This is a genomic window from Mesorhizobium sp. M0894 (assembly GCF_040319725.1).
Taxonomy (GTDB): domain Bacteria; phylum Pseudomonadota; class Alphaproteobacteria; order Rhizobiales; family Rhizobiaceae; genus Mesorhizobium.
On sequence record NZ_JAMYOG010000025.1, the window covers coordinates 1 to 19,131 of the forward strand.

Genomic DNA, 19,131 nt, shown 5'->3' on the forward strand with positions numbered 1-19,131 from the left:
AAGACCCAGTTCGCCGTCGTCTTCGGCGAAAGGTTCGTCAGCCAATGACGAAACCGGCCTCGCGCACAGAATTCCTGACAGTTCCATCAACGCTGGGATCATACTGGCGGCCAACTTAGGAGTCGTGCTTCCGGCCTATGCTTGACCGCGCATGACGGCGCACAGTTCACTATGGAAAGCTGCACTCCCGGCACGCGCAATCAGATTTGGCACCTGCCTCTCCTGCCTGCCGCACCTAGATGATTGTGGCACGGGACAAACAGAATTCGATTCCTCGCAGCAGCCTCTAACAGACGCGACAGCGCAGTGCGAAAGACCACCGCGGAAAACTTAGGAAAGAAGCTGTACGGATTGTCCCTGCGCCGAAAGCAGTTTGGCGGCCTTCCAGTCAAACGAGACGAAAGTCTCCCCGCCAAGCCAGCCGCCGTCAAAAGCGATCACGCCGTCCGCGAAATCGCCGCCGGCATCGAGGACTGACAGCCCTGCCTCAACTGCCGGCCGGTTGACGACAACATTCGCGGTGTTCAGCAACGCCCGGATCGCCGCGGCAATATTTTCGCGCTCTGTCTGGTATTGCCTGGCCAGAACCCAGGCGAACTCGCACAAGGCCTGCAAGCTCACGGCCACGATGTCCGCTTTGGCCAGCAGGTCGACGGCAACGGCCGCCTGCCCCTCATCATCGGCGACATAGGCGCGCAGCAGCACATTCGTGTCGGCCGTAACCCTCATTCCTTGCCGGACCCGGCCGCGGCGCCCGCTTCCGCTATCGCCTCGTTGATCTCCTCGATGCTGAGCACCTGGCCGTTCGTCTTGCCTCTGAGGAAGCCGTGGAGGTCCCGGAATGACCCTTTCGCCCGTGCCGCCTTCAATTCCGCCCGACCGTCGGGCAGCAGATCAAGCTCGATCTTCTCGCCCGGCTTGATGCCCAGATGTTGCAGCACGTCCTTGCGGAACGTCACCTGTCCCCTTGTCGTCACTGTCAACGTTGTCATATTAAACATTTCCTGTTCATCGCAATAAGATAATGCAAATCTGCATTATTATCAATGCAGATCGTCGGGGCCAAGCTTGGCGTCCATGCGGCGACAGAATCGCATTCCTGCCGTTTAGAAAGCCGCCAGGGACTGTGGATTCGCTCTCGCCCCCTAGTTCGGCAGATTCGTTGATTTCCCAACGTCGAGTGGATCACGAACGGTCGCTTCGAGTATCTCGAGATAGCTTTTTCGACGTTGCGGCCGGTCTGGACCGCTGCCCTCCATCTGCTCTGCGATCTTCTTCAGATTTTCCGCCGCCGGCCAGAAACGACCATCACCTTGGCGAATTCGCTCATAGCGGACAAACAGGGCAGGTCAGCCACGATTGGCGGATCCAAGGGGCTCGCGCACTTCCGTGCTAATGGACATCTTGCAACCGATGCCGACCGGTTGCCCAAGAAAGCGCTTCTTCGAGCCGGTCGTCTCCCCAAAAAGTTTCGCCATTTACCACGAACGCAGGCGAACCGAAAATTCCGTATTCGCGCGCCGCATCGGTTTCCATCTTGAGCCGCTCGTGGGCGGCGGGTGCGTTGGCCTGAGCGATCACCGCATCCACGTCTTTGCCGAGTGGCCGAAGCACGTGTTCAAGGTGGCCTCTGTCGCCGAGGGCCACGCCCTCCAAATACCAAGCCTTGAAGCTCTCGATTGTATAGTCCTCACACCAGCCGCCTTCCGCGGCGACCATAGCAACCCTGTTGGCCAGAAGGTCGGGGTCGGTTGGCCAGATGGGTGCATTTACGAAGGGTAGCGCGTGAGTTCGCGCCCTGCGCTGCACGTCACGCCACATGTATTTGACCTTGGCGGTCTGCGAGCGAAGCGCAATGTTGTTTTCCGCCATGACGGTGCGGACATTGAATGGACGCCATCTGACGGTAATGCCAGCGTCCCTCGCCAAAGGGCCGATACGCATGACGGAGAGGTATGCATAACCACTCCCAAGGAAATAGAAAAATTCGAGTTGCCTCATCCGCTGTCTCCTCGACACTGTCTGGAGCCCGGGCGTTCACGCGATCGTCGACGCCACCACTACGCTGCCAGCTGCCCTTACCAAGACTTCACGCGTCGCCTCCCAGTTTCCTGGTCGTCATGGCGCATCGAAGGCATCCTGCCCAAACATCAGGGTAATTGCTGAGTTCCTGTATTGCGCAAGCGAGATCCCTGTCTTCGCTCTGTGAAAAGGCTTGCCGAATTGCTTCCCAACCACGCAACGTTACAGTGGAAGAGACGATCCACCTGGCATCTTCCGCCTAGGCTGAAGCACAAGCTGCTGCCTTGAACCGATTCACGAGCTGCAAGGTATTCTCTCGTGATTGGGCAAAGTCTAAGCTAAAGCCAACTATGGCCTCCTGCCTCCCGACGCACACTATCGCCCAACGTTGGAGCGTAGGCAATATTGTATTAGCGTCAACTTGAATACCGCCATCGTCGCTCCCGGCTCACCCTGGCGCGGCGAATAGGCATTGGTGAGGTGGTGGCGATCACCGCGGCACAGGGCGCGGGCCTATCCGCGTCTCAGCCGCAGCTCGCGCGTGACTCCCGGCGGCGAAATTCGAACTCCGGACCCCTAGAGTCGAAGTTACTAGTGTCAAAATAGTTGTTTTAGATGAATTACTTAATCAAAATGTCGTTTTCGAAAGCCTTGGAAATCCAAGATCATCGGATCGCCTAGAGTAGAGGCTTCGTCTCGCGCACTTCCTGGTTCTGTCCGCGATCGATCCAGCCGTTGGCGATTGAGCAGCATGGAATCGCCGAATTCATGCGTGCGATATCGGTGCTCGGCGAAGGCTGCGGAGGCCTTGGCGAGCAGAGCATCGTAGGCAAAGGCGCGCAGCAGCTCGAAATGGCTTTCGCCGGGCTGGTGGACGCCTGTGAGAATCGCATCGACCACGCGAAGTGGCGTGCCCAGCGCGATACGCCCGGTCGCAATGCCATTTGCGGCACGCACATTGCCGTCGGGGTTGGCAGCTGCCTCAAGCGCGCGCACCACGCTCGTGCCGATTGCGATGATGCGGCTGCCGCGCAGCTTCGCCCGCGCGACCTGCGCCGCGGTGTGCCCAGGGATGCGGTATGGCTCGTCGAAGGGAAGGCGCGAGTCGAGCGCGGGATCGCCGGTGGAAGAGACGCCCGCAGCATGCGTGAGTGTTGCAAAGCCAACGTCGTGCCGACGCCAGGCTTGGAGCGTGCGCCAGTCGAGCGCGAAGCCTGCCGACGGCGCCTCGAACGCGACCGGCCCGGCGGCAATCTTCGTCCAAACATCCCACAGTGCCAACGGCTCGGGAACATGCGCGTATTGGATCGGCCGGCCGTGCTGCGCCAGTCCTGCAAGCACCGCTGCGCGGTTGCCTGGGAAGTGCAACTCGAGAAGGCGTGGATGGTCGAGAAGGCGCTCGACGACGGCGTCAAGCGAGCCGAGCCGGAGGCGATCGCCTGGTGACAGCGGAGGTGGAGGCAGCCGGTCTTCCGTGCGCGTCCGGTGATCGCCCGCGCCGAAGGCAATCGCTACGAAGCGCGTTGGATCGGGAAGTGACAGCCAGCCCGCCAGGCGGATCTCGATCGCCTCACCGCTTGGGACATGCGTGCCGAGCAAGCTGGCAGGCAAGGTCGCGGCGTCATTGGCGACGACCAGATCGCCGGGGTTGAACAGCGTCGCGAGTCCAGCTCGCGGCAGGTCGCGCATCGTGCCGTCCGCCTCGACGACGAACAGCCTGGCGGCGCGCCGATCCGGACGGTCGGCGGCAATCATCCGCGTGTCTCGGCGAGAAGTGTTGCGCCGGCCGGCAGCGTGTCGAGCATCTTTTCGATGATCTCGGCAGCAGCCAGGTCGGGACGCTTCAATGTCGACGGATCGGCGTCAGGAAGCGCCAGCGCGTGCAGCGGGGTGTCCATATCGCCGGGGTCGAGCGCGAGGAGCCGGATGCCGTCGGCCTTCGCCTCCTCGTCCCAAATCGCCGTCAGTTGAGCAAGAGCGGCCTTGCTCGCACCATACGCGCCCCAGCCGGGATAGGCGTTCACCGCCGCGTCGCTGGAGATGTTGATCACCAGTGCGCCACGGCCCTCGCGCGCGGACGCGGCAAGTGCACCGAACAGTGCTTTCGTCAGCCGGAACGCGCCGACGAGATTGACCGCGAGCGCATTTTCCAGCTCCTCGCACTCGGTATCGGCAAGGAGCGCCATTGGGACGGGCCCGAGGCTCGACGCATTGTTGATCAGAACGTCGAGCCCGTCTAAGCTCGCGGTGACCTGCAACGCGATCGGGTAGATGTCGTCCTTTTTGCCGACGTCGCCGACAATGCCATGTGCGCCTGTCTCGTCGGCGATGCGTTCGACATTCGCGGCCGTGCGGGCAACGAAGGCGACGAACGCACCCTCTCTGGCAAGCTGCCGGACAAGCGCCAGTCCTAGACCGGACGTGCCGCCCGTGACTGCTACACGAAGTCCCTGAAGATCAATGTTGGTCAGCATTGATGATACTCCTTCAATTCGTACAACCAGTTTGGTACAAGCTGAAGTTAACTTGAGGTCAAGCATTCATTCCGTGGATCGATGCCGACCAGACTCACGTATCGCGGCGCACCTTCGCCTTGTCGGCCAGCGGGCTGATCGCATGCGAGCGGGCCGGAACGGGCGCAAGCGCAGCCGCGATCGTGCGGAGCCGGATCGCCTTATCGTCTTGACGCCGCGTATTGGCTGTCGATCGAGGCGATCGGCTCCGAGTTCGCCGTGATTATCAGGCCGGTGAAGGAAGCGTGTCGCCGTGCAAGCGCCATCGGATTGCGGCGGCGGAAACAATTCTCAGCCTCGCCGAACGCCACCAGTACACTACCAATCTGCAGGCGCGGGGCTTGGGAGGCTCGCGATCGGGCCTGGTCGGACTGATGCCGCCCATCCACGACAATCGTTACTTCTCCGCCATGGCGCAGACTTTTGAGGACATGTGCGCAGCCGGGGCCAATGCTCGGTCGTGGTCAGTGCCAGCCGCGACCAGGAGAGGAACGGCGGACGCGGAGACGTTTTCTCGATGACGGCGGCTTCTCCGGCTGACCGAGGCCCACCGGCTTCACTCAACCAAAGAAATATGATCATGATCTGGACCGAGACGATCGGCTTCCTCGGAAGCTTCTTCGCCGTTCTCACCTACTCAATGAAGCCTCAATGAAGCCATGCTGTGGCTGCGCATAACGGCGGTGCTGAGCTGTTTGTGCTTTGCCGCCTATGGCGCCCCTCATCGGCAGCCTACCCTGAGCCTGATGGAACTGGTGCTGCTGCCGATTAATGCCTGGCGCCTGTTCGAACTTCTCCATCAAACTCAGCCGGGCCGGATTCAGGGGGCCCGAAAATGCCAACACCGCATCTCTGGCTGCTGCTCCGGTGGGCGCTTTCCCTCTGGGTGCTCGGCCGGATCTGGCTTGTGATCGCCGCTAGCGACCGCTTTCAGGAAGTAGCAGAGCTCGTCTCAACCGCCGAGACGAGGCGCAAATTCGCCTAGCGCCTCAACGCCGCATAGTTCCGCCATTGATGGGCGACAGTGGACCGGCGGTTTTCGGGATGACCATCTTCCATGCCGAACGGCTGTGATGCGACGCATTGCGGAAAGCGAGCCCCGTAACTGAGCGGTGGCTTTTCAGAACATGATGACCTCTCCGCGAAGTCGAGAGGCCATCGTGATCAGATCTCGGTTCCCTCGGCGATGTGAGCGCGTCCCCGACCTCGACATCCGGATGGCGAACCGTATTCTCGATCTCGGTGTGCCCAAGCAGGATCTGAACCGCCCGGAGGTTGCCTGTTGCCTTATAAGAAGCGGATCGAAACCGGAAGTTCGACGCGAATTCAACGGAGAGCTCGCCGGCTGTTCACGCTGCTCTACGCGCTCAGTCCTAAGACAAGCCGCCAGAGAACTGGCCTTCCAGAAGCGACGCAGGTCAAGGGAACGTCGCCTCGCCGGGCATCTTTGCAACTGCGACGATCACTCTGGCACGCCGGAGATGCCCAGCGCCTCGACATAACGCTCGGCGAACACCTCGTCCAGCCACGGGTTGATCTGTCTCTGCAGGGTGAGCGTGTAGGTCGGGAACGCCTTCATAAGACGCCGCGCCGCCGCCTGCGCCTCGTCCAGCCGGTTGAGTTTGACCAGCGCCATGATCACCACCCGGTGCGAGGAGCCGTAGTTCGGCATCTCGTGCAGCGCGCGTTCTCCCCATGCCAGCGCTTCCTCGTAGCGCTCGAGCATCAGGTAGCTCATCCCGATGCCGGAGAGCGCGATGCCCTTCTCGGGGTCGATCGGGCTCAGCCGCATTGCCCTGTGAAAGTGCTCGATGGCGACGAGCGGGCGGCTGGAATGTGCGTTCACCCAGCCGCTGCCCGTATGGCCCTGCGCCGAATTGGGGTTGAGCAGCAGGGATCGCTCGATCGTGCGCAACGCCATCTCGTAGTCCTTCGCGCTGTAGGCGATCACCTGCGCGGCGAAGCGCAGGCTCGTGGGATCGTCGCGCGCTTCCGCCAGTACCTCTCGCGCCATGCGCGCGGCGACTCGGATATCGTCGGGCTCGTGCCAGCACTGGCTCACGGATAGGCTGCGGATAGAGGCGCCGAGTGCCTTCGCCAAGTTGAAGCCAGGGTCGATGCTGAGCGCCTCGTTGGTGAGCCGGCGCACGTCGGCAAAGCCTTCGCGCGTCATGCTGTAGAAGCGCGGCAGCGCGCGAAGGTAGAGGTCGTAGGCGCTGATGTACTCGGTCGGTTTCATGCGCGCCTGCTTGATCTCCTGCAGCCGGATGCTCGGTTCGACCGCACCGACGACGCTCTCGGTCACCTTGTCCTGCAGGTCGAAGATGTCGCTCACATCGCCCTCGAAGCGGTCAGTCCAGACATGGTGCCCACTGATCGCGTCCACCAGCTGCCCGCTGATACGCACCCGCGATCCTGCTCTGCGGATGCTGCCTTCTAGCACGTAGCGGACGCCCAGCTCGCGCCCGACCTGGCGCAGGTCTACCGCCCGGCCCTTGTAGGTGAAGGACGAGTTGCGGGCGATCACGAAGAAGGAGTTCACCCGACTCAATCCCGTGATGATGTCCTCCACCAGCCCGTCGGCGAAGTATTCCTGGTCGGGGTCGCCGCTCATGTTGGTGAAAGGCAGGACCGCGATCGAGGGTTTCTCGGGCAAGGGAGGCGATGCAGCCACCGAGGCGCTGGCGTCGGACTCGACGCGGTAGGCGCGCACGGGCCGCTCGATGTTCTTGAGGCGCAGGTTGCCGAGCGGCCTGAAGCCGCAATCGAGCTTGCCCTGAAGGTGGTCGTACGCGGTGCCGGAGACGACCACGGTGCCGGCATCGGCGATGCTTTCGAGTCGGGCGGCGATGTTGACCCCGTCACCGTAGAGGTCGCCGTCCTCCTCGCAGACCACGTCGCCGAGATTGACACCGATGCGCAAGCGAATCCGCTCTTCCTCGGGCATCTCCGCCTCATGTTCTGCCAGGGCCTGCTGAATCGCCATTGCCGAGGTCACCGCGTTAACGACGCTCGCGAACTCGCACAGCATGCCGTCGCCGGTGAGCTTGACGATCCGACCCTGGTGCACAGAGACCAGCGGTTCGAGGAGGTCCTTGCGGTACATCTTCAGCCGCTCGAGCGTGCCGCGCTCGTCGCGCTCCGTCAGGCGCGAATAGCCGACCACGTCGCAAGCCAGGATCGCTGCGAGGTGGCGCTGCGTGGTCATTGCATCGCTCAGCCAAGCGCCTGCACGCGGGCCGCCCCGTGTCCGTGTCCTGCCAACTTCCAGACGCCCCATGTGCATGGTATCCATCTCTCCGGTCGCCGCCCGCCGCCGATATAGAGCGCAGAACGCAGCTCGACCTTGCCTTCACGAGGTTTCGCTATCCCTCTTGCGAGGCGTGGAGCGTTCCAGTCGCCGCGCCCACGCAGCCTCTGGAGACGCTGACACGTCACTCCCAGAAGGCCGGAGATATTTCTTGCCCTGTGTAACCGGTTGACGCCACCGTGGCGGTGCTTTTGTCACGGCGATGTAACAGCGAGATGGCCTGCGAGCGCGCGCATCGGGCATTACACCAGACGTTTGCGCTTAGAGGTGCTGAGGTCGGCAGGTGGTGCGGGCGCGACCTTCAGCATGGTCAGCTGCGATGTCTGGCTTTTGGGCGAAAGCAAATCCGCCTCTGCGGCCGATATTAAAGCGCAAAACTGCCATTCACTTCGTGATAGATGTAGGCCGGCTTCAATTCAGAACCGACCTCGGCCAAAGGCTACCTTTGAGCCAAGATGGCCTTAGTTGCATGTGATTGGGCAAACACGCCGACTTCCTCAGTCGGCTATTGTCAAGCCGCTCGGGCTTCATGTCTTCGCCGCTCACCATTTTGTCACGGCGGAGAAATCGAGTTTGCCTGAGCCGAGGATAGTCACTTTCGCAACGACGCCCACCTCGGCCGGTACCCTCAGGTCCATGGCGCCATGGGCCTTGGCGAAGACCAGGAATTCGGTACGCGTGGCGTTGACGGCCTCGGTGACGAGGATCAAACCAGTCGAATTCGGCATTCCGGCACGCATACGTATTGGTGGTCAGGCTCGCTGGCGGACGCCCTGTTCCGCCTCTGGTTGACGCGAGCTAGCCTTTCGAGCCGGCTGGGGCGATTGCGCCTGGAACAATATCCGTGTTCTGAGCCACCTTGATTCGCCATCCCGACTGCCCTTCTTGGACAATCAGAAGCAATATGCCTTTCCTAACCCCGGCCGGGGAGCCGTCCGGAGCAAATGCTCCCGTTAGCGTCCAAGTGTAATGAACAGAAGCAAGCCCCGGAGCCAATTCCACAACCGACGAGATATCGCCTTCTAATCGGCTATCCCGAAACATGGTGTCATGGGTGGCTCGGTGCGCCGCTTCGATCTCGGATCGGTTCTTCCACCAAACACCTACGACGTTAACGAAATTAGCATCGGAAGCGAACAGAGACGCAAACTCATCCATGTCATGCCGGTTCCAAGCGTTCGCAAAAGCGGTAGCGACATGCTCGGGCTTATCAGACGTCACGCTCATGACCCACGTCTCCTGCGTACCTCCGCTAAGCATATAGGAGCCGGGACCGGATGCGACACGGCAAAGGTCAAATTTCAAATTGACGCACTAGCGGCAGCGGAGGAATTGCGACATCCAATGTGGGATCCTGTTACGATCCCCTATGGCCATCCGAATAGTATCCTGGCTCTTCTTTCCGCCTTCGCCTACGGATTCGCAAAACTCGTTGAACGTTATGGCGGCGTTGGCGATCAGCCTTCTCCATGTGAAGAAGGCTCAACCTTTGATTGCCCAGACCGCAATGCGCCGCCACCTTAAACCTGAGCCTAAGCATTCGAGCGCGCTTGGAATAGGAAGTCGCGTTCGCGCCAATCAAGCGGAAGACCAAAGTCTGCACGGCAGAAGAGCGAATTGATGGCTATCATCGTGACATGATAGCGTTGCCGCACCTTGCCCGAGGACGGTGTCTTCGCGCCATTCCATGCACATGCCATGCGTCGCAGTTGCGCCACAAATGCTCAGGGCGCCAGTCCGGCCTTCCCCCAAGTGACAATCCTGGCGTCAGGCGCCGCAGGCTGATGGATGTTGTCTGGTCGGTCATCTTTGATGAAACCGTACCGGATGCAGACGCCGAAGGGGGGCGGAAGCCGACTAAGAGCCCGCCAATTTCGTCTAAGTTCATGTCCGCCGTTGCAAGTAAAAATGCGAAAAGACACTACGATGCAATGACTTAGCTTGCGTTCTTGAGCCTTCGACCTTTCTCTAGCACGCGGCAGTAGTCCGGAGCAGTGGGTCTGAGTGCCCCTATTCTGCTCCTAGTTTTTGACGTTCGGAGACGACTAGATGGCCAAAATCAAGCTAAACCAAATCTGCGGTTGACGCCGCCGCCCCGCAGGACCGCGATTACGCATCCGGCAGGGTGAAGACGGTGCAGGGCGCGGCGATGCCGCGCAGCACGTGTTCGCCCAGCGGCACCAGCGGTGTGGTGATCTCGGCGGCGAGCGCGCCCGAGATCAGCACCGAGCGGCCGAGCGGCCGGCATAGCCCCTCCAGCCGGCTGACCAGGTTGACCGCGGGGCCGATGGCGGTGAAATCCAGCCGGTCGACCGCGCCGATATTGCCCCACAGCATCTCGCCGAGATGCAGCGCCGCGCCGAACGGCAGCCGGGGCAGGCCCTGCGCCTGCCGCCCCGCATCGAGATGGGCCATGCCGGCGCGGGCGGCGACGACGGCGCGCAGCGCCGCCTCGCAGGCATCGGCCGGCGCAGCGGTGACCGGGAAAATCGCCAGCATGCCGTCGCCGATGAATTTCAGCACTTCGCCCCCAAAGGCGTGCACCGCGCCGGCGACGCGGTCGAACCAGGCGTCGAGCGCGGCGATCACCGTCGTGGGCTCGGTTGACTCGGACAGGGCGGTAAAGCCGCGCAGGTCGGCATAGAGCAGCGCGGCGCGAATGGTTTCTCCGGTGCCGCGGCGCAGGGACCCGCCTTGCACCCGGGCGGCACTGCGCCGGCCGAGATAAGCCTCGAGCAGCGCTGTCAGCGCCGCCCGCGCCGTAAGTGCGGCAAGGGGCGCCGCGGCGAAGCGCGCGGCCTGGCGCAGCCGGGCAGCCTCGGCGGGGCCGAACGGCCGGGTTCCAGCCCAGCCCAGCACCGGACTATCCGGCGCCCGGCCAACCGGGCCTTCCTGCACCGGGCCGAGCTCCGCCAGCCAGTCGCGCCCGGCCTGGCCGAGCGGACCGCCGGCGAAGCTCAGCGCCTCGATCACCGCCCCTGTCTCCGCCCGCCAAAGCCAGGTGCGGCGGGTGATGATGGGATGCGGCACCGCGAGCGTCAGCGCGCCGCCGGCCAGCGGCAGGCCGTCAGCCAGAAGTCGGCCGCCGAGCTCGGCCAGAAACCGATCGGGGGCGGCCGAGGCGCCGGCCTCGTCCACCAGCCAGGCGAGAGGCGCGGGCAGATCCATGGCGCGATTATGCGGCCACCGCACCCGGCCTGTCATCCGCGCCGTGACGATGCGCAGCCGGCCCGCCGATCTATCCTCCCCCCGCCCCCGGCGCTGGTACGGTCCGATCCTCGATGGCGCCGGGTTCGACCCGCCCTGCGAGCCGGCGTCCGCCGTCAAATTGCAACGGGCTCACGGGCGGCGATATCGCGCGCGGAAGGCCGTCACCCCCTGCCCGTGTGGCCGTATTTGGGATCCGGGCCGGGATCACGCCCGGCTGCAACCTCGCCCAGCCTGCCGAGGTAATGAGCCCAGCCCTCCGCATGGCCGGCGCATTGCTCGGCATTGGGCAGGCCGGTGTGGGTCAGGCGCAGCAGCGTTCCGTCCGGCTGCTCGATCAGATCGATCTCAACCAGGCTCGATCCCGGCGGCACCTCATCGCTCTCTTCCCAGCCGAAGCTGTATGCCAGACGGTGCACCGGCACCACCTCCCGGAAGGTGCCGCGAGCGACGCGAGCCCCGGTAACATTGACGAGATAGAGCCCGCCGGGCTGCGGCTCAAGCTGCGCCTCTGTTCCCATCCAGCGCAGGATCTTCTCCGGATCGGTCAGGAGGGCAAACAGCGCAGCGGGGGGCGCCGGGATGTGTGTCTCGCGGCGGACGACGAGGGCCTCTTGCATCGGCTTCCTTTATAGTTGCGACAGTTGGAGCAATTGTAAACCAGTTGGCTGCTCGTGCGATAGAATAGGATCGGACATCTACTCTGGAGTGACAAGTGTGGCGAGATTCCGATGGGCACTCGCCGATCACAGCCGCGGCGCATGCGCTCCGCTTCGGGAGCGTTCGAAGCGTTGGGTGCCGCATCCGATATCCCGAGGATCGATTCTCAGAGATCAGTTGCATCACCGGAGATTGGTTTCGGGCTGACGCCACGCGAGCTGCACGTGCTGCGGCTGGTGGCGACCGGCAGGTCGAATAAGGTGATCGCTCATGAGCTCTGCCTCAGCGGAAAGACCATCGACCGGCACCTCTGCAAATTCGCAGAACCTAAGCGCCAAAACTGGCGCGGTGCTCCTACGCGTAGCTGATTCCCGTCAGTGACCGGGGTTTCGGCGCGGAAACAGGCAAGCTGCGGCAGCTTCATGCCCCGTCGTCGCCCTCACGCCACCAGACGCGGAGCAGTTCGTGCAGTCGCGGCGACATCGTGGAGTGGCGGTCCTTGCGGCCCTTGCCCTCCTGGACGCGGCCGAAGTTGATCGGCCGCAACACCAATGCGCCCAGTATGATGATCGGCCAGCGGGCCGCGGACATGATAGTCCATCAAGAAGTGCTGCAGTGACGCCCGTCGATCCCGGGCTCCTACGCAACATCCATTTCGGGACCATCTCTCTATTATTCTGCAGGCGGACGCGTGCCGGTTGCCAAAGGACGTGTTGAGCGCGCCATCAGACACTCCAGGACCGGCTTGTGAAGGCACTGCGCCTGCGCGTCATCAGCACGATCAAAGGAGACCAATGCTTATGCACCTGAGTTCATGGCGGACTTCAACGCTCGCTTTGGCAAGGACGATCCTGCCGGTGGCTTCGGCGAAGCGCCGGGCCGGTGATCTGAACATTCCCCTTTGCGGCGATATCTTCGGCATTCCACGAAACGAACGACGGGAGTTGGATATGAGAACGGAAATGTTGCTCGACGCAAAGGTCTCGCCAAGTCGGCCACAGGGCGAGTGTTCAGGTTCTGAGCAGCAGGCTTGAACTTCTGTACGACAACGAACTCAGCCTGATCATTCTCCCAATTGACTGCCGAAAATGACCGCCTTCTTACAACTAACCGCCAAGCCACATTTGGCATTTGCAACTCGCGCTGGGGTGTCGACCGCTTCTCTCACGCTCCCCCCATATAGATTTCCATGATCTGCCGGTCGTCGCGCACGTCCCGACGCGTCCCCTCGAAGCGCTTTTCGCCGGCCGCCAGGATGTAAAGCTTGTCCGCAATCGGCATCGCCTCGCGGATGTTCTGCTCCACCATCACGATGCCAATGCCGTGCGCGGTGAGGGTGGTAATGCGTTCGAGCGTCTCGATGACCATGGCCGGCGACAATCCGGCGGAAGGCTCGTCCAGCAGAATGAAGCGCGGTTCCGAAACCAGTGCCCGCGCCAGCGCAAGCATTGCCTGCTCGCCGCCCGAAAGCGAACCGGCCGCGGTACGCCGCCGCCGTGCTAAAGAGGGATATTGCTCGATCAGCGCCTCGATGCGCTGCTCGACTATCCGCCGGTCTGCGATGGCGTAGCCACCCATGCGCAAATTCTCCATCACTGTCAGGCGCGGAAACACACCGCCGCCCTGCGGCATCAACACCAGACCCTGGCGCACCACTTCATGGACGGCAAGGTTGGAGAGTGTTGATTCACCCAGGCGCGCCGTACCGCTCCACACCGGCAGCGCGCCCACAATGGCCTTGAGCAGGGTCGACTTGCCACTGCCGTTCGGCCCGAGGATGCAGGTAATCTTGCCAGCTTCCGCGCTCAGCGAGACGCCATGGACGATCTCCTGCTTGCCGTAGCCGGTGACGATGTTGTCGGCGGTGAGCGTGGTGCTCATTGCGGCCGCCCCAGATAGGTCTGCATAACTTCCGAATTGCGAACGATGTCGTTGAAAGGCCCGGTGGCCACGACACGGCCTGCATCCATGACAATGATGCGGTCGCACACGTTCCGCACCATTTCCATGTCGTGCTCGATGACCAGGACGGTGGTGCCGCGCTCGCGCAGCCGCGCGATGGCCTCCACGATGATCTTGCGGATGCTGGGATGCACGCCCGCTGTCACCTCGTCGAGCAGAATGAGCGAGGCCTGGCGCATCACAACGCGCCCGAACTCCAGCAGTTTCTGCTGGCCGCCCGAAAGATCGGATGCGCGGTTGTCTGCGACATGCTCCAGCTTGAGCAGCGCCAGCGTATCGGCCGCCCGTTCGCGCGCGCCCTGCCAGTGGCCCTCGGCCGCAGCCGCCAGCAGGTTTTCGGTGACGCTCATATTGTCGAACATGGCCGGAATCTGGAAGGTGCGAGCAAGCCCCAGCCGCGCGATCGCGTGAGCCTTTCGGCCGCCGATTTCGTGACCGTCGAAGCGGATCTGGCCACGATCCGGCGTCACCGTGCCCGATATCAGGTTGAACAGAGTCGACTTGCCAGACCCGTTAGGTCCGATCAGGCCGGCGATCTCGCGCCGACCGACGTCCAGGGAGACACCGTTGACGGCCTTGATGCCGCCGAAATGGCAGTGGAGTTCGCGCACGACGAGAATAGGTTCGCCGGTGCCAGCCGTTTTGCCCTCGGCGGCGCTCAACTGGGCCGTCCCGGGCCGCCGCCGACAAGATTGCCGACCGCCTTGTCCAGCACGGCGCCAGACTTGGCCACGCGCCTCGAAAACATGCCGACGATGCCGTTCGGCAGAAACAGCACCACCAGCACGATGGCCGCGCCCAATATGGCGATATAGAAGGCGGTGTCACCCCAATACATCCAGATGATGCGGTTTACGACAAAGAGCGCCACACCGCCCAATGCCGGCCCCCACAGGCTGCCCAGCCCGCCCAGCAGCACCATCACCACCATCTGATCGGTGATGTCGCCGCCGAAGACGCTTTTCGGATTGATGAACGTGACCCAGTAGGCGAAGATCGCGCCGAATACCGAGGCGGTGACGGCACTGAGCACGAAGGTCTGCAGCTTGACCAGCGAAGTATTGATACCGATAGCCTCGGCCGCCGGCTCATGATCGCGCAGTGCCTTGACCTTCAGCCCGAAACGCGAGCGCTCGAACAGCGCCCACGTAATGAGATAGGTGAGCGCAGCCGCGCCGAACATGGCGAAGTAGAAGAAGCGCTCGTCAAGAAAGGGCGGCAGCCCAATACCGCCGATGCCGCCGGTGAAGTCCATCACCGAGGCGAACTGTATGAGCACCTCGGCGAAGGCCCAGGTGGCTATGGCGAAATAGGCGCCGCGCAGGCGCAGCGTCGGCGCGCCGATGATGATGGCAAACAGCGCCGTCACCACGATACCGGCCGGGAGGGTGGCGAAGAAGGGCCAGGCGAGCCTGTCGCCCATCAGCAGCGCCGTAACATAGGCGCCGAGCCCGAAGAAGGCCGAATGGCCGAAATTGATGTAGCCGGCATAGCCGCCGAGCATGTTCCAGGAGCAGGCCAGCCCCGCCCACATCAGCGCGCCGGTGGCAATGCGCAGCCAGTAGTTGTTGACCAGCATCGGCAGCAGCGCCAGCACAACGATTACGGCGATCAGCAGGAGGAGGACGGCCCAGCGTGGCTTCATGTCCCGCCTCACAAGCCGTGCCGCAGGATCCCGCGCGGAGACACGAGAAGGACGAGGAATAGGGTGCCAAAGATCGCCAGCAGCGAATAGCTCGACCCGACATAGGTCGCGACGAAGGCTTCGATGACGCCGAGCAGCAGCGCGGCGACGAGGGCACCGCCGACGGAGCCCAAGCCGGCAAGCACAGCCACGAAAAATGCGAATAGAGTATAGCGCAGGCCGACTTCCGGGTTCACTGAAAAGATTGCACCCATTAGTACGCCGGCCATGGCAGTGATGCCTGCGTAGAGCCCGTAAACAGTGGCGCTGAGGCGGCGGATGTTGACGCCCATCAGTGCGGCGTTCTGCCGGTTTTCAGCCGTCGCTCTGATCGCCAACCCATAGCGGGTGCGGTAGAGGAACAGGAACAGTCCGCCGGCGATGGCGATCGCAAAGACCGCCGCGGCCACGCGGATCAGTGGCACCGTCACGGGGCCGACGGCGAGGCTCTCTCCGCTCAACACGGTCGGCACGCTGTGGGTATTGAAGCCCCACGCGGTCAGCATGCCGCCGCGCAGCAGTGTGAACAGGCCGAAGGTCAACGCCAGCGCCATCAATTCCGGCCGCGCCGTGCGGCTGTTGCGGACATTGTAGAGGATCGGCCCAATCAGATAGCCGATGGCGCCGAATAGCATGAAGGCCACGGGGATCGCCAGGAATCCGTCGACACCAAGTCCGGCACCCATATAGTAGCCGAGATAGCCGCCCAGCACGACCCAGCCGCCCACCGCGAAATCGATGACATGCAGCACGCCGAAAGCGAGCTGGAAACCGATCGTAAAAGTGGCGATGACGCCGCCGATCAGAAGGCCGTTCAGCAAGGTCTGTAGGAATAGATCCAACGCGGGAACCGTCCGTCAGCCAACGAAAGAGCGGAGTGCCGCGGCAAAGCGGCCGTACACACGATAGCATGGTCCGTCATTTTCCGAGCACGCGCAACCACCGTCATTGCGCCGGGCAAGGGTGATGGCGACGAGGCCGCCCCCACCCTGTCCAGAACCGGCTATTTCCAAGCTGGCAGCGGGTAGGTGAGGTCCGCTGCCGCGGCCTCTTTCGGCCCCACCGCTACGGTCTTGCCACCCTGAATCTGGATCAGCACCGGCACCGGCTGGACGTTGTCGTGGTAGTGGTTGCCTTCCTTCTCGAACTTGATCGGTCCGTAGAAGGTCTGGATGTCGGTCGCGGCTATCGCGTCCTTAAGAGCAACCCTGTCTTCAGGCGTGAGCCCCGGCTTCTTGCCAAGCCGCTTGACGGCATCGCCGAAAACGAGACCGCTGGCCGCGCAGGCCGCTTCGGTATAGTCGGGCTCGTGCCCGGACTTCTTTTGCGCCATCTCGGCAAACTCCTTTGCGGTGCCGAAGAGGTCGTCCTTATATGAAACTGACGGCAGCCACACGGAGACGCCGCAGGTGCCGTCGGCGTCCGCGGCGAGCGCCTGGGCGAAGGCCGGGTCGGTGACGCCATAGTGCATTATCAGCGCCTTGGGCCGGAAGTTCAGCGACTTGGAGGTCTTGACGACATTGATCAGCGGCTCCTCATGGCCGCCGACGGCGACGATATCGGGATTGAGCGCTGCGATCTTAGAGATGACGGGGGTAAGGTCGCCAGAGGCCGGCACCAATTCGTAGGCGACGACTTCCAATCCGGCCTCCTTGGCCCCGTCGCGAAAACCTTCGCCGGTTTCCTTCGAGAAGGGTTCGTTGACGCCGATCACAGCAATCGTCTTGGCCATGGGGTTAGACAGTTTCGCCAGCACGGCCAGCGATTTACCCGCAGTGGTATCCACGGCCGGGATGATGCCGAAGTTGAATTCCGGCTTGGCCTTCCAGACGTTTGGGGATTCCGCGGAGCCGGAAATCATCGGCACCTGGTACTTCTGGCAAATCGGCTGCACGGCGATAGTCGAGCCGCTGGTGTAAGGGCCGAATAGCACGTCGACCTCATTCTGGACGATCAGGCGCTCGGCGGCATCGGCGCCGGTCGCCGGGTTGCTTTGGTCGTCACCGTAGAACATGTCGACCTTGAAACGCTCGCCGGCGACTTCAACCCCGCCCTTGGCGTTGACGGCATCCGCCCATAGGTCGTAACCGCGTTTGGTCAGGTTGCCGCCGAGGATGTTCTCGCCCGACAGCGAGGTGATAACGCCGGCCTTGAATGTCGTCACCTGCGCGCATGCCGCTCGCACAAACGGGCCCAACGGGCCGGCTGCGAAGGCGCCGGCGCTGACGCCGAGGAACCGACGGCGCGAAAAACGTTTGCTGTTCGTGAACATCACTCAACTCCCTTCATCCGTTATCAGATTGGAAACCGACGATATCTCCTGTTTATACCACTGTATGCCTTTTGTGCGGACAGAGAAGATATGCCTGGGTCAACAGGCAATGCGTAAGGCGGCTTCGGGTCATCAACGCGTAGAGGCGCCGCAGGCTGTGGATGCTCAATGCCTCGTCGTGCACCAGCTTCGTCGACGTATGCCTTTTGGGCGCCATTGGCGCCGCGAGCAGTTGTAGACGCGGCTCCTATTCTGCACCTAGACAAGTTTGCGAGGCATCAAGGAACGAAGGTCTAGTCATTAAGACATTGATTTTTCTATTGATTTATGTTCCTCGCGACGCTCCGTCGCATGGTAGACAAACCACTTTTTGAGAGGCAAGGCGCGAGATAGCCCTCGGATCATGGTCGCGGAGGGGTGGGATCCGCCGATCATGGCCTCTTCGCCAAGATGACGCCTTCGGCAGCCTTTTGATTTCTTTAAAACGGTCGCCGCAGTTTCGAAGATGGAGCCCCACGGAACCAAATCTGTCCGCTCGCGTCCGGGTTGGCTGGGCAAAGCCGGCCCGGCGCCCGAAGGCAGGCCCAAGCGGACAAGCGTGGCAACAATGCTTTCATTCCAAATTGGGTTACTCGGGCCGTTCTGCCACAAAGAGAGTATCGGAGAGAAGCCCAAGCCGGTCGCGATCCGCGGCGGGTATACGATCTGAATTTATTCGGGTGACCGTAAAGCCGGCGTCCTCGATACGCTCCTTGATATCCGGTCCGTAGGCTCGCACGTGATCCGATCCACCAAAGCGCTCGTCGCGCTCGCTCAGTGACATAGATGGCGTCGCTTCGATCGTTTGGCGATAAATAAGCGGCACCTGGATCCAGACCTGCCCTCGGGGCTTAAGAGATGACCAAAGTTGCCGAAACACATGCCGATCATCAGGTACGTGTTCCATGACATGACTTAAGACGACGATATCGAGATCGCTGGTGCGACGCATGTCCATCAGGTCAATTTTCACGGTATCGGGCCCGTACCGTCCCGGCTCGAAATCGGCTTTGATTAGATTGCCCGCTTGAGAGAGTCTCTTTGAAAGACCCTTCTCGCTCGGCGCAATCTGGAGAATTTCAAGCTGCCCCGCCGGCAACTTGATAAGCCTACGGTCTAGAGCACAAATCAAAAACCGCTCACGATCCACGGCATGACAAAGCGGGCAGATAAGAGTGTACGCTCCGAAACGGTAAAAAGCCGCTACATCGCGATCGCAGGCATTGCAGTGATGAGTCTTGCTCGTCGGGAGGTGCGTCAGGGCAAAGGCTCTGAGCCAATCTCGGTACGAATGAAGTTTGCGTGTGACCCGCCGTACTGTGATACGATCACCATAGCTGCGAAAAAGAGAAAGAAGTCGGCTCTCTCGAACATTGTTCTTCCTTGATGGTTTCAGCATGTCGCCTCTAAGGTTTTTTCACCCAGGGGACGATAATTAGCGCCAGCTGATATGAAGTCGAGT

Annotated in this window: 20 protein-coding genes and 4 pseudogenes; 6 read left to right on the plus strand and 18 right to left on the minus strand. The window is 62.1% G+C overall.

Annotation, left to right across the window (positions count from 1 at the left end):
* Positions 1 to 99 precede the first annotated feature (99 nt).
* Positions 100 to 243, plus strand: a pseudogene (locus NKH91_RS29190) (hypothetical protein); the annotation flags it as partial.
* Positions 244 to 330: 87 nt separating this feature from the next.
* On the opposite strand, the gene NKH91_RS29195 reads toward NKH91_RS29190, so the two are convergent.
* The 5 genes from NKH91_RS29195 to NKH91_RS29215 all read right to left on the minus strand — a co-directional run bounded on the left by NKH91_RS29195 (position 331) and on the right by NKH91_RS29215 (position 4,562).
* Entirely contained in the window at positions 331 to 729 is a 399-nt protein-coding gene (locus tag NKH91_RS29195; protein WP_352885437.1) for a type II toxin-antitoxin system VapC family toxin, read from the minus strand.
* Positions 726 to 992: an AbrB/MazE/SpoVT family DNA-binding domain-containing protein gene (locus NKH91_RS29200; RefSeq protein ID WP_031194881.1), complete on the minus strand. Its 267-nt coding sequence runs from the start codon at positions 990 to 992 to the stop codon at positions 726 to 728. Before NKH91_RS29200 ends, NKH91_RS29195 begins: the two co-directional genes overlap by 4 nt.
* 400 nt (positions 993 to 1,392) lie before the next feature.
* Positions 1,393 to 2,001 (minus strand): 2-hydroxychromene-2-carboxylate isomerase, encoded by a 609-nt coding sequence (locus NKH91_RS29205; RefSeq protein WP_352590996.1) that lies wholly within the window; start codon positions 1,999 to 2,001, stop codon positions 1,393 to 1,395.
* A 645-nt stretch (positions 2,002 to 2,646) separates the two neighbouring features.
* Positions 2,647 to 3,777 (minus strand): S-adenosylmethionine:tRNA ribosyltransferase-isomerase, encoded by a 1,131-nt coding sequence (locus tag NKH91_RS29210; RefSeq protein WP_352885438.1) that lies wholly within the window; start codon positions 3,775 to 3,777, stop codon positions 2,647 to 2,649.
* Positions 3,774 to 4,562 (minus strand): SDR family NAD(P)-dependent oxidoreductase, encoded by a 789-nt coding sequence (locus NKH91_RS29215; RefSeq protein WP_352885439.1) that lies wholly within the window; start codon positions 4,560 to 4,562, stop codon positions 3,774 to 3,776. Before NKH91_RS29215 ends, NKH91_RS29210 begins: the two co-directional genes overlap by 4 nt.
* 245 nt (positions 4,563 to 4,807) lie before the next feature.
* On the opposite strand from NKH91_RS29215, the pseudogene NKH91_RS29220 reads away from it, so the two are divergent.
* Both NKH91_RS29220 and NKH91_RS29225 read left to right on the plus strand, forming a co-directional pair.
* Positions 4,808 to 5,022: pseudogene (locus NKH91_RS29220) on the plus strand (LacI family transcriptional regulator); the annotation flags it as partial.
* Between the two features lie 348 nt (positions 5,023 to 5,370).
* On the plus strand, positions 5,371 to 5,520 hold the full coding sequence (locus tag NKH91_RS29225) for a hypothetical protein (RefSeq protein WP_023721868.1): 150 nt from the start codon (positions 5,371 to 5,373) through the stop codon (positions 5,518 to 5,520).
* Positions 5,521 to 5,699: 179 nt separating this feature from the next.
* On the opposite strand, the pseudogene NKH91_RS32435 reads toward NKH91_RS29225, so the two are convergent.
* The 6 genes and pseudogenes from NKH91_RS32435 to NKH91_RS29250 form a co-directional block, all read right to left on the minus strand.
* Positions 5,700 to 5,836, minus strand: a pseudogene (locus NKH91_RS32435) (integrase); the annotation flags it as partial.
* Between the two features lie 161 nt (positions 5,837 to 5,997).
* Positions 5,998 to 7,743: an adenylate/guanylate cyclase domain-containing protein gene (locus NKH91_RS29230; RefSeq protein WP_352885440.1), complete on the minus strand. Its 1,746-nt coding sequence runs from the start codon at positions 7,741 to 7,743 to the stop codon at positions 5,998 to 6,000.
* Between the two features lie 644 nt (positions 7,744 to 8,387).
* Positions 8,388 to 8,573: a hypothetical protein gene (locus tag NKH91_RS29235; RefSeq protein ID WP_156948243.1), complete on the minus strand. Its 186-nt coding sequence runs from the start codon at positions 8,571 to 8,573 to the stop codon at positions 8,388 to 8,390.
* A 70-nt stretch (positions 8,574 to 8,643) separates the two neighbouring features.
* Positions 8,644 to 9,072, minus strand: coding sequence for an SgcJ/EcaC family oxidoreductase (locus NKH91_RS29240; protein WP_031194889.1), 429 nt, complete (start codon positions 9,070 to 9,072; stop codon positions 8,644 to 8,646).
* Positions 9,073 to 9,954: 882 nt separating this feature from the next.
* A complete protein-coding gene (locus tag NKH91_RS29245; RefSeq protein ID WP_352885441.1) occupies positions 9,955 to 11,013 on the minus strand; it encodes an adenylate/guanylate cyclase domain-containing protein in 1,059 nt (352 codons plus the stop codon).
* A gap of 203 nt (positions 11,014 to 11,216) precedes the next feature.
* Positions 11,217 to 11,672, minus strand: a complete 456-nt coding sequence (locus tag NKH91_RS29250; protein WP_023723175.1) for an SRPBCC family protein — start codon at positions 11,670 to 11,672, stop codon at positions 11,217 to 11,219.
* Positions 11,673 to 11,813: 141 nt separating this feature from the next.
* Between NKH91_RS29250 and NKH91_RS29255 the strand changes: the two genes are divergently transcribed.
* Complete coding sequence (locus NKH91_RS29255; RefSeq protein ID WP_352885442.1) at positions 11,814 to 12,080, plus strand: response regulator transcription factor; 267 nt, start codon at positions 11,814 to 11,816, stop codon at positions 12,078 to 12,080.
* A gap of 52 nt (positions 12,081 to 12,132) precedes the next feature.
* On the opposite strand, the gene NKH91_RS29260 is transcribed toward NKH91_RS29255, so the two are convergent.
* Positions 12,133 to 12,303: a hypothetical protein gene (locus tag NKH91_RS29260; RefSeq protein ID WP_023723176.1), complete on the minus strand. Its 171-nt coding sequence runs from the start codon at positions 12,301 to 12,303 to the stop codon at positions 12,133 to 12,135.
* 103 nt (positions 12,304 to 12,406) lie between these two features.
* Between NKH91_RS29260 and NKH91_RS32440 the strand changes: the two are divergent.
* Both NKH91_RS32440 and NKH91_RS29265 read left to right on the plus strand, forming a co-directional pair.
* Positions 12,407 to 12,556: pseudogene (locus NKH91_RS32440) on the plus strand (ISNCY family transposase); the annotation flags it as partial.
* Positions 12,507 to 12,746, plus strand: coding sequence for a hypothetical protein (locus NKH91_RS29265; RefSeq protein WP_198030586.1), 240 nt, complete (start codon positions 12,507 to 12,509; stop codon positions 12,744 to 12,746). The pseudogene NKH91_RS32440 and the gene NKH91_RS29265, both read left to right, overlap by 50 nt.
* A gap of 130 nt (positions 12,747 to 12,876) precedes the next feature.
* Here the strand turns inward: NKH91_RS29265 and NKH91_RS29270 are convergent, their stop codons facing one another.
* The 6 genes from NKH91_RS29270 to NKH91_RS29295 all read right to left on the minus strand — a co-directional run bounded on the left by NKH91_RS29270 (position 12,877) and on the right by NKH91_RS29295 (position 19,068).
* Entirely contained in the window at positions 12,877 to 13,593 is a 717-nt protein-coding gene (locus NKH91_RS29270; protein ID WP_352885443.1) for an ABC transporter ATP-binding protein, read from the minus strand.
* Positions 13,590 to 14,336: an ABC transporter ATP-binding protein gene (locus tag NKH91_RS29275; protein ID WP_352885444.1), complete on the minus strand. Its 747-nt coding sequence runs from the start codon at positions 14,334 to 14,336 to the stop codon at positions 13,590 to 13,592. The genes NKH91_RS29270 and NKH91_RS29275 overlap by 4 nt, the downstream gene beginning before the upstream one ends.
* Positions 14,333 to 15,319: a branched-chain amino acid ABC transporter permease gene (locus NKH91_RS29280; protein ID WP_352496557.1), complete on the minus strand. Its 987-nt coding sequence runs from the start codon at positions 15,317 to 15,319 to the stop codon at positions 14,333 to 14,335. Before NKH91_RS29280 ends, NKH91_RS29275 begins: the two co-directional genes overlap by 4 nt.
* Positions 15,320 to 15,327: 8 nt before the next feature.
* The gene (locus NKH91_RS29285; RefSeq protein ID WP_352496556.1) at positions 15,328 to 16,200 is read right to left on the minus strand and encodes a branched-chain amino acid ABC transporter permease; all 873 of its coding nucleotides are present in this window, start codon (positions 16,198 to 16,200) and stop codon (positions 15,328 to 15,330) included.
* Between the two features lie 161 nt (positions 16,201 to 16,361).
* Positions 16,362 to 17,630 carry an amino acid ABC transporter substrate-binding protein gene (locus NKH91_RS29290; protein ID WP_352885445.1) on the minus strand — a complete coding sequence of 423 codons (1,269 nt, stop codon included), beginning with the start codon at positions 17,628 to 17,630 and terminating at the stop codon, positions 16,362 to 16,364.
* A gap of 628 nt (positions 17,631 to 18,258) precedes the next feature.
* Complete coding sequence (locus tag NKH91_RS29295; protein WP_352590970.1) at positions 18,259 to 19,068, minus strand: class I SAM-dependent methyltransferase; 810 nt, start codon at positions 19,066 to 19,068, stop codon at positions 18,259 to 18,261.
* Between the last annotated feature and the right edge of the window lie 63 nt (positions 19,069 to 19,131).